This window comes from Mangrovimonas sp. ST2L15 (genome assembly GCF_001280515.1).
Taxonomy (GTDB): domain Bacteria; phylum Bacteroidota; class Bacteroidia; order Flavobacteriales; family Flavobacteriaceae; genus Mangrovimonas; species Mangrovimonas futianensis.
The window spans coordinates 292190-305330 of the sequence record NZ_LBIQ01000030.1; the positions used below are offsets into that span (position 1 = coordinate 292190).

Here is a 13141-nt window from a genome sequence, read left to right on the forward strand (position 1 = left end):
TCGAGTTTTCAGGATAAAATTTATTCTTAGCTATTAATCATCAATTTCATTTAAATCATCTTTATCTATCCATTTTCCATCTTTGGAAGCAAAAACGGTTTTGGTTGTTCCCTCTACCATCAAATCCAGTTTGTACTGACCTTTATTATTGATATAGGCCTTATTAATGGTAGCTGTTTCGAAATCGTCTTTTACCGCATTGGTTACCGCCGTAGGTAATTTATTGATGGCGATTTCTCTAAAATCATCCACCATAACTACTTTCATATTTTGGGTTTCACATACACTATTTGTGGTGGCGAAGGTTGACAATCCTCCCGCCAATATCGCGACGGTTAAAATTACTTTTTTCATAATACTAAGTTTATTTGTTATTATTTGATTTATGATATCTATTGAAACAAATATGCCAGATAGCAATTAAATCACTTGAAACAACATAAGTCATTATATTTCAAAGGATTAATGTTATTTCTAAAAATTATTGAGAGAAGGAAACTGTGTAAGGATGTGAAATGCGCCATGAATTACGTATAAATTTTACACATTGTTAAAATAGAATGACACTCTTGGCTTTGAGATTATTATAAATATTAGTAATTTTTAGAAAATTTAAATCCTTCCCATTGCGTACTCTATTTCCAATAAAACGACTCATTCTTACGCCATTTGAAAAGTTTGTAAACATAGCTAGTTCCAGTGGTTTCATTTTATTTTTTGCCACTATAGTAGCACTTATTTGGGCTAATTCACCATGGTCAGACTCCTATGAAGCTTTCAAGAACTACCCTTTGGGATTTAGATTTGGAAATTTTGAATTGGTCAAACCGGTCCTATTATGGGTAAATGACGGACTCATGTCTATCTTCTTTTTCCTGATTGGATTGGAAGTGAAACGAGAAATTTTAATTGGAGAACTCAATACCTTAAAAAAAGCATCACTTCCCATTTATGCTGCTCTAGGTGGTGTGATTTTACCTGTCTTGATTTTTATTTTTCTAAATGACAACCCTGAAACAACCAAAGGTTGGGGAATACCAATGGCTACAGATATTGCATTCTCTTTGGCTATTCTCACAGTTTTAGGTAAACGAGTACCCATCGGTCTAAAAATATTCCTAACGGCTTTGGCCATCGTTGATGATATTTTAGCGGTAATGACCATTGCCATATTCTACAGTTCTAAAATTGAATGGATGCTCTTAGGTATGGCCATGATACCTTATGCCATTTTGGTTTTACTTTTATTCTTAAAAAAATACAGCAAATACGTTTCGGTTATTTTGGGTTGTATCATTTGGATGCTCTTTTTAAAATCAGGGATTCATCCAACCATATCTGGAATTTTGGTTGCTTTTACCCTGCCCCTGAGTCAAACTTTTACTGTAAGAAGTTCTATTGCCCAATTGGAACAAACTGTGAATAAATTAGCTAAAGCGAAAGCTTCAAATAAACCGATACTCACTAAAGAGCAAATTTATGCTATAGATGATATTGAAGATTGGACCAATAAAGTACAATCACCACTTCAATTACAAGAAAATGGGCTGCACGGATGGGTTGCTTTTTTTATAATTCCCATTTTTGCCCTATTCAATGCAGGCATCAATTTTACTAGTAATACAGAGAGTATTGATTTATCCCTAGTGACCAATCTAGCCATCGCTCTTATCGTTGGAAAAAGTCTGGGGATTTCTTTGTTTTCCTTTTTGAGTGCCAAGTTTGGGCTTTCTGAATTGCCTTTAAACATAAAATACCAACAAATTATTGGTATTGGCTTTTTGGCAGGAATTGGATTTACCATGTCTATCTTTATAGCCAATCTAGCCTATACCGATAGCCAAAAACTTATTGAGGACTCCAAATTTGGTATTCTAATCGGGTCTACTCTATCTGGAGTTATCGGTTATTTGGTTTTAAGATACTTTGGTCCCAAGAAGAACCCTTGATTTATGAATTTGACAATTTTAAATAATCCATTATGATAAGGAGCAATTTGATTATTATTCTTATTTTTTTGACTTCCATCGCATTTAGTCAAAATACTCTTCAAAAGGAAAACTATAAAGCAGATATTATTATTTATGGAGGTACGTCATCTGCGATTATATCGGGAATTAAAGCAGCTTCCTTGGGCCGAAGTGTAATAATTATTTCTCCCGACACCCATTTAGGAGGTATGACCACCAATGGTTTGGGATTCACAGATAGTGGTCATAAAGAATACATTGGCGGGTTAGCTAAGGAATTTTACCATAGGGTTTATCAATATTATTCAGAAGAAACGACTTGGAATTGGGTTTCCAGAAACAAGTTTAAAAATAAAGGTCAAGATGCCCCAAGTATAGATGATAAGACCCAAACGATGTGGACTTTTGAACCCCATGTAGCAGAACAAATTTTTGATGACTGGTTAAAAGAATATCCCATACTAATCTTAAAAAATGAGTGGTTAGACCGAGAACGACCATTAGATAAAGAAGCTCAGCAAATTATCGCCTTTTATACCCTTTCTGGTAAACGCATAGAAGGAAAGATATTTATTGATGCTTCTTATGAAGGAGATTTAATGGCTTTAACTGGGGTCTCCTATCATGTAGGACGGGAATCCAACTCAGTTTATAATGAAACTTACAATGGGATTCAAAAAGGAGTATTCCAACATGATCATAATTTTAAAGATTTAAAAATCAATGCCTATTGGGAGCATAATAGCAAAAAGTCTGGTCTATTGCCAAAAATATCAGAGGATACTCCTGGCAAAAATGGTGATGGAGATCATCGTGTTGAGGCATATTGCTACCGATTATGTTTAACTCAAGTAAGGGAAAATTTCATACCTATAACAAAACCAGATGGCTATAACCCCAAAAATTATGAACTATTAGGCCGAATCTATGAGGCTGGTTGGGACCAAACTTTTGTCAAATTTGATGCGATTCCAAATGGAAAAACCGATGTCAATAATCACGGTCCCTTTAGTCTTGATAACATAGGTATGAATTATGAATATCCCGAGGCATCTTATGAAAAACGGAAAGAAATAGAAAAAGAGCACCAAGCCTATCAACAGGGTCTCCTTTTCTTTATTAAGACCGATCCTAGAGTTCCTGATTCCACAAGATTAGCCATAGCTAAATGGGGTTATGCAAAGGATGAATTCAAAGACAATAAAGGGTTTCCACATCAATTATATATCAGAGAGGCACGCAGAATGATTGGCTCCTATGTCATGACTGAGCATGACGTCATGGGGAAGAAAAAAATAAATGACCCTATAGGCATGGGTTCCTACAGTTTAGATTCTCACAACGTACAACGATATGTTACCTTTTTCCATCATGTAGAAAATGAAGGTGATATTGGGGTGATTCCACCACACCCTTATAGTATTTCTATGAGGTCTATAATACCAAAAGAAAATGAATGCACTAATTTAATTGTACCTGTTTGTTTATCTAGTTCTCATATTGCCTACGGAAGTATTCGGATGGAACCTGTTTTCATGCTGTTAGGAGAATCTACTTCTCAATTAGCTGACCTTGCCCTCAAGAATAAGACAACAGTTCAAAAAGTCAATTATAATACTTTAAAAGGGGCTCTACTGGAAGCGAATCAGATTTTAACCTACCAGAAATAGTTCCTAACGATTTAAAAACAAAAAAGCCTTGATTTCTCAAGGCTTTTCTTTGAAAGCTCCCCCTCTTGGGCTCGAACCAAGGACCCTTTGATTAACAGTCAAATGCTCTAACCAACTGAGCTAAGGAGGAGTGTTTTTTCTTTTTGCGAGTGCAAATATATACTTATTTTTTAATCTCTACAAAATTTTAATCAAAAATTGCTTTAAAAAGATCATTCCCGTTTGCAAATAGGACTAAAGCAATCAAAATCACGAAGCCAACCATCTGAGCATACTCCAAAAATTTATCCCCAGGTTTTCTTCCAGAAACCATTTCATACAATAGGAACATTACATGGCCACCATCTAAAGCCGGAATAGGCAACAGATTTAAAAACCCTAACATAATAGATAAGAAGGCCGTAATACCCCAGAAATATTGCCAGCTCCATACAGTTGGGAAAATATCATAGATGGCTTTAAAACCACCCACTCCCTTGTAGGCACCTGTACTTGGTGTAAAAATAGCTTTAACCTGCTTAACATAAGAAACCAAACGCTCTTTGGTTTTACTAAAACCAACTGGTATAGATTCTAAGAAACCATATTTTTTAACATCATACTCGTAATACCCCAATTCTTCCAAAGTTTCTGGAGTGGCTCTTGTAGCGTATACAAGACCTAATTTTCCATCATCAGATATTTTAAGTGGTACATTAAGCTTTTCATGATCCCTTAAGATATGCGCCGTTACTTGTTGCCCTTTATAAGAGTCTAAACTTGAAACTACTTGGTCGATGTATTTGGTATCTGTATTATTAAATCCAACAATCACGTCTCCTTTTCTAATACCACTTTGCGCATTAGCCGATGTATCTGGAACTTGGGCAATAATAAAAGGCATCCTTAAATCAATGAACCCTTTTTCTTTGGCATCAATCAATTGGGCTAAAAAATCTTGAGGCAGGGTAATGGTCGACTGTTCACCATTTCTTAAAATGGTAACGTCTTTCCCAAATAACACTTTTTCTGGAACCTCGGCAAAGTTTTCAATCTTCTCCCCATCAACAGCAATTATTTTATCACCAGTTTTCAATCCTGCTTTATTAGCAACAGTACTTTCAATTACATATCCATCTGAAATGTTATCATTAGGTAAGAACTTATCACCATAATAATAGCTCATCCCGATATATATCACTATGGCCAAAAGAAAATTAACTGTAACTCCTCCCAACATAATAATCAATCGCTGCCAAGCTGGTTTTGATCTGAACTCCCACGGTTGTGGCTCTTGTGACATTTGCTCGGTATCCATGCTTTCATCAATCATCCCGGAAATTTTCACATAACCTCCAAGAGGCAACCATCCGATACCGTAAACGGTTTCACCAATTTTTTTCTTGAAAAGAGAGAACTTAATATCGAAGAACAGGTAGAACTTTTCTACTCTGGTTTTAAACGCCTTGGCGGGAATAAAATGCCCCATTTCATGCAAAATGATCAAAAGGGACAAACTCAATAAAAATTGAGATATTTTTATAACAAACTCCATATGCTAGCAAAAATTACTGGGCACAAAAATAACTTTTTAAAGACATTTAGAAAATTTAACGTCAAGTTATCTAGTTTTTTAACACGGTCTTAGTAATAACACCCCTGTTTGAGTGAATTTTTATAAATAAAACACCTGCCGATAACTTTGAAATATCAAGCGATTCGCTCCAAGTCGAACTCAAAACATGCTGTCCTAAAGCATTATACACTTTAATTTCATCTACTTGTAAGGATTCAGGCTTTTTAAGATAAATGGTGTTTTTACTTGGATTGGGATATAGTTGGAAGGCACTTTGCAAGGATTCTTCAATGCCCAATGAAATGGTATTATTTTTGGAAATTAAATCTGATTCTGGGTCAAAAAAGACATCTGTGACATTAAAAGTGATGCTTTCAGTAAAGGTTTGGTTGTTTTCTGAATTATCTAATACAACATCCAATATCTCACCTTCGGCACCCACCAAACGAATGGGAACCGGAGCCTCAAAAAATGAGACGGATTCATGACTTTGGGTTTGCCCAATAGTGATTTCAACAACAGTAGGTGATATTTGATCCACTGAAATATTATATGTGGGATAACCCTCATTGTAAATCCAATCATTAAAAAACTCTGTTAAATCCTCCCCTGAAGCGGCTTCCATGATATTTTGAAAATCCGGAGTTTTAGCATAGCTGTAAGCCAAATCATCATCGACTAGAAAATCTTGCATGCCCTGATAAAAATCGGTCTCTCCCAGTTTTTTTCTTAGCATGTGAAGGACCATAGCTCCCTTATTATAACTTAATCTACTACTAAAAACCCTATTGACACTCAAAGTATCAGCATCTGGAATGTAAACCGCACCATCTGGTAGTGAGGTGATCGAATTGACACGGTTCTGCTTCCAGGTTATGAAAGGTGAATTACCATCAAAATCTTCAATTACCAATCCTGCCAAATAGGTTGCAAAACCCTCATTTAGCCAAATATCCTTCCAACTTCCGCAGGTTACTTTATCACCATACCATTGATGAGCCAACTCATGGGCTATCAATCCTCTGTTGAATCCACCCATAAAAGAAACCGTGGTATGTTCCATACCTCCTCCCCACCCAAATTGAGCATGTCCATATTTTTCGTTTGCAAAAGGATATTCTTCAAATAAATCTGTAAACAGATTCATAATATCTACCGTGACCGGGGTTTGTGCTTGTGCCGTAGCTAGGTTTTCTGGATAGACATAATTCACAATTTCAAAGGGACTCCCATTGTTTTCAACCGTATGGTTATAAACCTCATAATTGGTCACAGCAATAGCAATAAGATAGGCTGGTATGGGGTATTTATGCTTAAATCTGGTTGTTTTTTCGTCCCCATTGATTTCTTGACTAATTTCCAACCCATTGGCGACTGCAATATTTTCAAGAGAATTTGGATTGAATGTCGGTGTGGTTAAATAGACATCCACAGAATCTATCTTATCAATTAAATCCTGCTTACAAGGCCACCAACCTTTTGCTCCATAAGGTTCTGAAAGCGTCCAAATAATTGGGTTTCCATTATGGGTTGTTTGCTCAAAAGAACCAAAACCAGAGCTTACGGGGTTTCCGGAATATGAAATGGTCAAAGAATCCAGTGTCCCCATGAGTTGAGTTTCAGGTAACGTAATTACCACCTCATCATTATCGTTTTGATCGAATTCCAATGAAGTTCCATTTTGGGTCACATTGGAAACAGTCATATTTCCAGTTAGTTCAAAAACAACCTGAGTGAGATCCTCTTTGGCCTCAAAATAGGAAGTCACATCGCCTGAGATAAAAGCCATTTCCGGATTCACATCTAATTCCAGTCTGTGATATTTTAAATCGTAATTACCAGTATTGTCATTCATTATAACGGCCAATCTGTTAAGGGCAGCTTTGGCCTCTGCTTCACTTATTTTTTCTACAGTGCCATCCAAATCCTGAGCAAAGATTTGAAATGGTAATAGACATAAAAAAAGGAACATGCTTCTTTTCATAACTCATTTAATTAGCTTGTTAAAATTACCCTTTTTATTGATAATGAATTGTATTTTTGTCAATAATTCTGACTGTTCAAGACTAATCCTCTAACTTATGTTGAACTTCTTTAAGGGTTACAAATACATTGGTATTTCTTTGGCCGTTATTTCAGTAATCATTGTTATTATCATTTACAACGTTTTAAATGTTTACCAACCTTTGCCCATATACCAGCCCACAATGGTCAACTCTGAATTGGTTGATAGCACCTTGCATTACCAAAAGAAATACCATAAGATTTCAGATTTTAAATTGGTTAATCAAAATGGGGATACCATAACGCAAGAACTATATAAGGATAAAATTTATATAGCTGATTTTTTCTTTACAACCTGTCAAACTATTTGTCCTATCATGACCGATAACATGGCGCAACTTCAAGAAAAGCTAAAAGATGACAACCAAGTGATGTTACTTTCACATTCAGTGACTCCTGAAATTGATAGTGTACCACAACTTAAAAAATATGCCCTCAAAAAAGGGGTCATAGATTCTAAGTGGAATCTGGTTACTGGTGACAAGAAACAAATTTATGAGTTGGCAAGGAAAAGCTATCTGGCTGTAAAAACAGATGGTGACGGCGGTCCGTTTGATATGATTCATACTGAAAACTTTATGCTGATCGACAAAAAGAAGCAAATAAGAGGCTTTTATGATGGCACCAACCAAGAAGATATGGAACGTCTATTAAACGATATTAAAACACTTGAAAAAGAATATGAGTAGTTTTCAAGCCATCGGTTTTTTTGGCGTGGAAAAATCACTTACTTTTGCTTTTTTAAAATCAATCTAAATAAGCTTGAACCTGACACTGGCACAATTAAAAAAGGGACAAAGAGGCATCATAAAGGATGTTTCCTCCATCCATATTCCACTTAAACTACTGGAAATGGGTTGCTTGCCAGGTAATTTTGTAGAACTAGTTCAAGTTGCTCCGTTTTCAGATCCCCTGTACCTCAACATTAACGGTTCTCATTTAGCTATTAGAAAAGAAACTGCTAGCCACATAATAATCGATTTAGAAAATGAGTAAGCAGATTAATGTTGCATTAATTGGAAATCCAAACACGGGAAAAACCTCTGTTTTCAATGCCCTAACAGGTTTAAACCAGAAAGTAGGTAACTATCCTGGCATAACGGTTGAGAAAAAAGAAGGCATTTGTAAATTACCTAGAGGTGTTAAAGCCCATATCATTGATTTGCCAGGAACCTATAGTTTAAATGCGTCTTCTCTTGATGAGAATGTGGTTATAGAGCTCTTGCTGAATAAAACCGATAAGGATTTTCCCGATGTAGCAGTCGTAGTGAGTGATGTAGAAAACCTAAAGAGAAACCTGCTTTTATTTACGCAAATCAAGGATTTGGAAATCCCCACCATTTTAGTCATCAATATGGCTGATAGAATGGCTTATAAGGGAATCAGTTTAGATATAGATTACCTTGAGAAAAAATTAAACACCAAAATAGCCTTAGTTAGTACAAGAAAAAAACAAGGTGTTGATGTTTTAAAAGAACTTATTGCCAGTTACAAGGAGCTTTCTACAGAGCCTTGTCTCAATGCTTCTGAAATAGATCCTCAATATTTTGACGGTTTAAGAAAAGCATTCCCTAATCAGTTGTTGTATAAACTTTGGTTGGTAATCACGCAAGATGTCAACTTTGGTAAGATTTCAAGGAATGAAATCGAGGTTTTGGATGATTTTAAAACCAAACCGAAGGCAGATTTAAAACGCTTACAGCAAAGAGAAACCATAAAAAGGTACCAATTTATTAATGATGCCCTGAAAAAAGGACAAACCATTGATTTAGCCACGGCCAAGGATTTAAGAATCAAATTAGATCGTATTTTAACCCATAAAGTATGGGGTTATCTTATTTTCTTCTTCATTCTATTGACCATCTTTCAAGCAATATATGATTGGTCTAGTGTGCCTATGGACTTTATTGATGGTATTTTTGCCTCTCTAAGTGAATGGACCAGTACCCATCTTCCTCAAGGACAGTTCACCGATTTGATCGCTGAAGGTGTTATCCCCGGCCTGGGAGGTATCGTGATATTCATTCCTCAAATTGCCTTTCTATTTCTATTCATTTCCATTCTAGAGGAAAGTGGTTACATGAGTCGGGTGGTATTCCTAATGGACCGTATCATGAGAAGATTTGGACTAAGCGGAAAAAGTGTGGTCCCTTTAATTTCTGGAACTGCCTGTGCTATTCCAGCGGTTATGGCCACAAGAAACATTGAAAGTTGGAAAGAACGACTTATCACTATTTTGGTGACACCTTTCACGACTTGTTCGGCTAGATTGCCTGTATATCTTATAATCATTGCATTGGTGATTCCTGAAGGGCGTTTCTTAGGATTAAGCTATCAGGCCCTTACCCTAATGTTATTATATTTATTAGGATTTGGCGCCGCTATTTGTTCAGCTTTTATACTCCATCAAGTTCTAAAAATAAAAAGCCGTAGTTTTTTTGTAGTTGAAATGCCTAACTACAAATTGCCTCTGTTTAAAAACGTGGCTCTTACGGTTATTGAAAAAACCAAAAGCTTCATTTTTGGCGCTGGTAAAATCATACTTGCCATATCCATTGTTCTGTGGTTCTTGGCATCGTATGGCCCTGGAGATAATTTCAATAATGCTGAAGAAATTGTTACAGAACAATTTAAGGACCAAGATCTATCTGAAGAAGATTTAAATCACCATATTGCCTCTTATAAATTAGAACATAGTTTTATAGGCCGTCTTGGAAAAAGCATTGAACCTGCCATCCAACCATTAGGCTATGATTGGAAAATTGGTATAGCCATTGTGAGTTCTTTTGCAGCCCGAGAAGTTTTCGTGGGCACCCTTGCTACGATTTATAGTGTGGGAAGTGAGGAAGAAGACACCATCAAAAATAGAATGGCAGGAGAGGTTAACCCAATTTTAGGAACACCATTGTTCAACTTTGCCTCCGGGATTTCACTATTACTTTTTTATGCCTTTGCAATGCAATGTATGAGTACGTTAGCTATTGTAAAACGCGAAACAAATAGTTGGAAATGGCCCGCCCTACAGCTCGTTGTTATGAGTAGTTTTGCTTATTTGGTAGCCTTGGCGGCTTTCCAAATTTTAAAATAATTTGTATCTTTTAGATATGGAAAATGATATCATCCAAACCATATTAGTTTTTTCGGCAGTGATATTAGCCGCAGGCTTTCTTGTTCGGAAATTTTTCTTTCCAAATAGTAAAAAAGCTGCCAATTCCTGTGGCAAAGATGATTGTGGCTGCCACTAAAACTACTCCATTATTGTAATAACCTGAAGACACCTATCACTGTCTTTTAGGGTAACTCCATCAATTGGATAAGGTTTTAAGTTCTGTACATGAAGGGATTCGCCATCTACGTCCAAAATTTGCGTCATGTCATCTTGAAAGTGCCTATAGGTAATCATTAAGCTCTTTTCTTCTAAAAGGACCCCTTCTTTAAAAATTTTCACTACCACAATGGCTTCGCCTGGACTAATGCAGTTCACCCCTTTAGGACAACGTGAATCTTGTTTGACCTCCGTGAATTGCAATTGATAACCTTTCCATTCCATGGTTTCACCAAATTTTAAATTAAGAAGAATCTGGGGAGGATCCCCTTCCAATTTTATTTGGTCTTGGGCATACCCTAATTGCCCTAAAAAGGATATCGCTAGAACGACAAGAAAATACTTGATTGCATGCATCTTTTCAAATTTAAGAAAACATATACCAAATCTGTGCCACTAAAAAAGTAACTACAAATCCCATAGCCAAAGGCATCAATGTGGCGACCGCGGTCCATTTTACACTTTTGGTTTCCTTGTAAATGGTATAAATGGTAGTACTACACGGATTGTGAAGCAAACTGAACAACATAAGGTTGATTGCCGTTAATAATGTCCAACCTCCAGCTCTTAAAATATCTCCAGTAGCATTGACAGAATCCAACTCAAACATCACTCCAGCTCCTGCTCCACCAGCCATCCCAGTAACCAAAACCGTAAGCATCAAAACCGTTGGAATTACAATTTCATTAGCTGGAATCGCCACAATATAAGCCACTAGAATAACCCCATTTAGACCAATCAACCACCCAAATCCATTGAGAGAATCAATCATCCAATAGGCAATGCTGTGGTCTCCAATCATAATATTGGATATCAACCAAATTACTGCTCCAGCTGGGGCAGCAAAAACGATGGCTCGCCACAGAACAATGAGTGTTCTATCAATCAAAGAAGTGTATAGTGTCTTCCAAAACCTTGGTGGACGATAGGGAGGTAATTCCAAGTTGAAGGTAGAAACTTGTCCCTTTAAAACCGTTTTACTTAACAACCAAGAACTGGCAAACATAAAGACCATTCCCAGAATGGCAATACCTATAACAGCAAATACAGCAGCTGTACCAGATAAAGCTTCGGGAACTATTGCACCAACAAAAATGGAGGCAATCAAAATTTGAGTTGGCCATCTCCCATTGCATAAGGAAAAGTTATTGGTTATAATAGCTATTAAGCGTTCTCGTGGACTATCAATAATTCTTGTAGCTACAACTCCAGCTGCATTGCACCCAAATCCCATACTCATGGTCAATGCCTGTTTTCCATGGGCACCAGCTTTTTTGAACAAATAATCCAAGTTAAAAGCCACCCTTGGTAAGTATCCGAAGTCTTCCAATAGCGTAAAAAGCGGAAAGAAAATGGCCATAGGAGGTAACATAACGGCAATAACCCAAGCCAAAGCCAAATACACCCCATCTATTAAAAACCCACTTAACCACCAAGGCATCCCAATACTATTGGCACCAGATTTCAGTGCTGGATGAATGGTATCCAACAATAATTCTGCAAGTAGACTTGAAGGATAGTTTGCACCGATAATGGTAATCCATAAAATAACACCTAAAATCAAAAACATGATTGGGAATCCCCACTTCCTGCTAGTAACTATCTGGTCAATTTTGACATCGATAGCATTTCTTCCTTTTTTACCAGCTGTATTAACCGTTTCTTCTACAATCTCAGAGGCATCTGCATAAATACTTTCACTAATGTGATCATGAAATTCACCTCCCAGTTTCCATCGAAGCTCATTTGACAACCCTATGATATTTTCTACTTCATTCTTCATCTTACTGCAATTCAAATTCACCATTTCTTAAGGCCTCAACGACCCTTTCATCTCCCTCTAAAAGTCTGAAAGCAATCCAACGACTATTGGGAATGGATGGGAATTGTTTTTTTATTTTTTCACTTAATTTTTGAACCGCTTCGTTAATATTCTTGGGCACATTGGTAATTCTATGTGGTTGACACACTATTTGTCCGTTAGCCACTTGACTTACTACATCAATAAGCTCTGGAATTCCTTTATTAAACCTGGCACTTGTAGGAACCACGGGGATTCCCAAACGCTTAGCCAAAGCTCTCTCATTAACCTCAACGTGATTTCTCTTGGCTTCATCCATCAGATTTAAACATAAGACTGCTTTACCTGTTATTTCCAAAATTTGAAGTACCAAATTCAGGTTTCTCTCCAGTCTTCCAGCATCTACCACAATTACGGTGACATCTGGCTTTCCAAAAAGGATAAAGTTTCTGGCAACCTCTTCGTCTTGTGATGTAGAAAGCAAAGAATAGGTTCCAGGTAAATCTACCAGTTTGTATTTTTTATCATTGTATTGATACGCTCCTTCAGCTCTTGTTACCGTTTTACCTGGCCAATTACCGGTGTGCTGCCTTAACCCTGTCAAGGCATTGAATACGGTGCTTTTTCCAGTATTGGGATTACCCGCCAAGGCAATAACAAAATCGGTATTTTCTGCATTGACCCCCAATTTTTTTAATCCGTGTGGATTAAATTGCGGACATGCCTCACATGCACTTGTTATTTTCTTGTTCTCCA

General features: G+C 36.7%; 9 protein-coding genes, 1 tRNA gene and 1 pseudogene. 5 read left to right on the forward strand and 6 right to left on the reverse strand.

Translation table 11 applies throughout. The annotated features are described in order from the left end of the window. Positions 1 to 33 precede the first annotated feature (33 nt). Entirely contained in the window at positions 34 to 354 is a 321-nt protein-coding gene (locus ZA07_RS05160; RefSeq protein WP_053970661.1) for a hypothetical protein, read from the reverse strand. 272 nt (positions 355 to 626) lie between these two features. Between ZA07_RS05160 and nhaA the strand changes: the two genes are divergently transcribed. Next, positions 627 to 1949: a Na+/H+ antiporter NhaA gene (gene nhaA, locus ZA07_RS05165; protein WP_231628633.1), complete on the forward strand. Its 1323-nt coding sequence runs from the start codon at positions 627 to 629 to the stop codon at positions 1947 to 1949. Between the two features lie 32 nt (positions 1950 to 1981). Beyond that, on the forward strand, positions 1982 to 3640 hold the full coding sequence (locus tag ZA07_RS05170) for an FAD-dependent oxidoreductase (protein ID WP_053970662.1): 1659 nt from the start codon (positions 1982 to 1984) through the stop codon (positions 3638 to 3640). Positions 3641 to 3696: 56 nt separating this feature from the next. Here the strand turns inward: ZA07_RS05170 and ZA07_RS05175 are convergent. The 3 genes from ZA07_RS05175 to ZA07_RS05185 form a co-directional block, all read right to left on the reverse strand. Then, positions 3697 to 3770, reverse strand: a tRNA-Asn gene (locus ZA07_RS05175). Positions 3771 to 3827: 57 nt separating this feature from the next. After that, positions 3828 to 5174 (reverse strand): RIP metalloprotease RseP, encoded by a 1347-nt coding sequence (gene rseP / locus ZA07_RS05180; protein WP_053970663.1) that lies wholly within the window; start codon positions 5172 to 5174, stop codon positions 3828 to 3830. 70 nt (positions 5175 to 5244) lie between these two features. Then, positions 5245 to 7179, reverse strand: a complete 1935-nt coding sequence (locus ZA07_RS05185; RefSeq protein WP_053970664.1) for a M1 family aminopeptidase — start codon at positions 7177 to 7179, stop codon at positions 5245 to 5247. 97 nt (positions 7180 to 7276) lie between these two features. Here ZA07_RS05185 and ZA07_RS05190 point away from each other — a divergent pair, with 97 nt between their 5' ends. The 3 genes from ZA07_RS05190 to feoB (ZA07_RS05200) all read left to right on the forward strand — a co-directional run bounded on the left by ZA07_RS05190 (position 7277) and on the right by feoB (ZA07_RS05200) (position 10347). Next, the gene (locus tag ZA07_RS05190; protein ID WP_053970665.1) at positions 7277 to 7948 is read left to right on the forward strand and encodes an SCO family protein; all 672 of its coding nucleotides are present in this window, start codon (positions 7277 to 7279) and stop codon (positions 7946 to 7948) included. Positions 7949 to 8021: 73 nt separating this feature from the next. Beyond that, on the forward strand, positions 8022 to 8255 hold the full coding sequence (locus ZA07_RS05195; RefSeq protein ID WP_053970666.1) for a FeoA family protein: 234 nt from the start codon (positions 8022 to 8024) through the stop codon (positions 8253 to 8255). Continuing rightward, positions 8248 to 10347: a ferrous iron transport protein B gene (gene feoB / locus ZA07_RS05200; RefSeq protein ID WP_053970667.1), complete on the forward strand. Its 2100-nt coding sequence runs from the start codon at positions 8248 to 8250 to the stop codon at positions 10345 to 10347. Before ZA07_RS05195 ends, feoB (ZA07_RS05200) begins: the two co-directional genes overlap by 8 nt. Before the next feature lie 159 nt (positions 10348 to 10506). Here feoB (ZA07_RS05200) and ZA07_RS05205 read toward each other — a convergent pair whose 3' ends face one another. Further along, positions 10507 to 10941, reverse strand: a complete 435-nt coding sequence (locus tag ZA07_RS05205) for a hypothetical protein (protein ID WP_053970668.1) — start codon at positions 10939 to 10941, stop codon at positions 10507 to 10509. A 10-nt stretch (positions 10942 to 10951) separates the two neighbouring features. Beyond that, a pseudogene (gene feoB / locus ZA07_RS05210) lies at positions 10952 to 13127 on the reverse strand (ferrous iron transport protein B). Between the last annotated feature and the right edge of the window lie 14 nt (positions 13128 to 13141).

What these genes read in the sequence shown, in the direction of transcription:
- ZA07_RS05160 (WP_053970661.1), bottom strand. Translation starts at nt 354, where the DNA reads ATGAAAAAAGTAATTTTAACCGTCGCGATATTGGCGGGAGGATTGTCA.
- ZA07_RS05170 (WP_053970662.1), top strand. Translation starts at nt 1,982, where the DNA reads ATGATAAGGAGCAATTTGATTATTATTCTTATTTTTTTGACTTCCATC.
- rseP (WP_053970663.1), bottom strand. Translation starts at nt 5,174, where the DNA reads ATGGAGTTTGTTATAAAAATATCTCAATTTTTATTGAGTTTGTCCCTT.
- ZA07_RS05185 (WP_053970664.1), bottom strand. Translation starts at nt 7,179, where the DNA reads ATGAAAAGAAGCATGTTCCTTTTTTTATGTCTATTACCATTTCAAATC.
- ZA07_RS05190 (WP_053970665.1), top strand. Translation starts at nt 7,277, where the DNA reads ATGTTGAACTTCTTTAAGGGTTACAAATACATTGGTATTTCTTTGGCC.
- feoB (WP_053970667.1), top strand. Translation starts at nt 8,248, where the DNA reads ATGAGTAAGCAGATTAATGTTGCATTAATTGGAAATCCAAACACGGGA.
- ZA07_RS05205 (WP_053970668.1), bottom strand. Translation starts at nt 10,941, where the DNA reads ATGCATGCAATCAAGTATTTTCTTGTCGTTCTAGCGATATCCTTTTTA.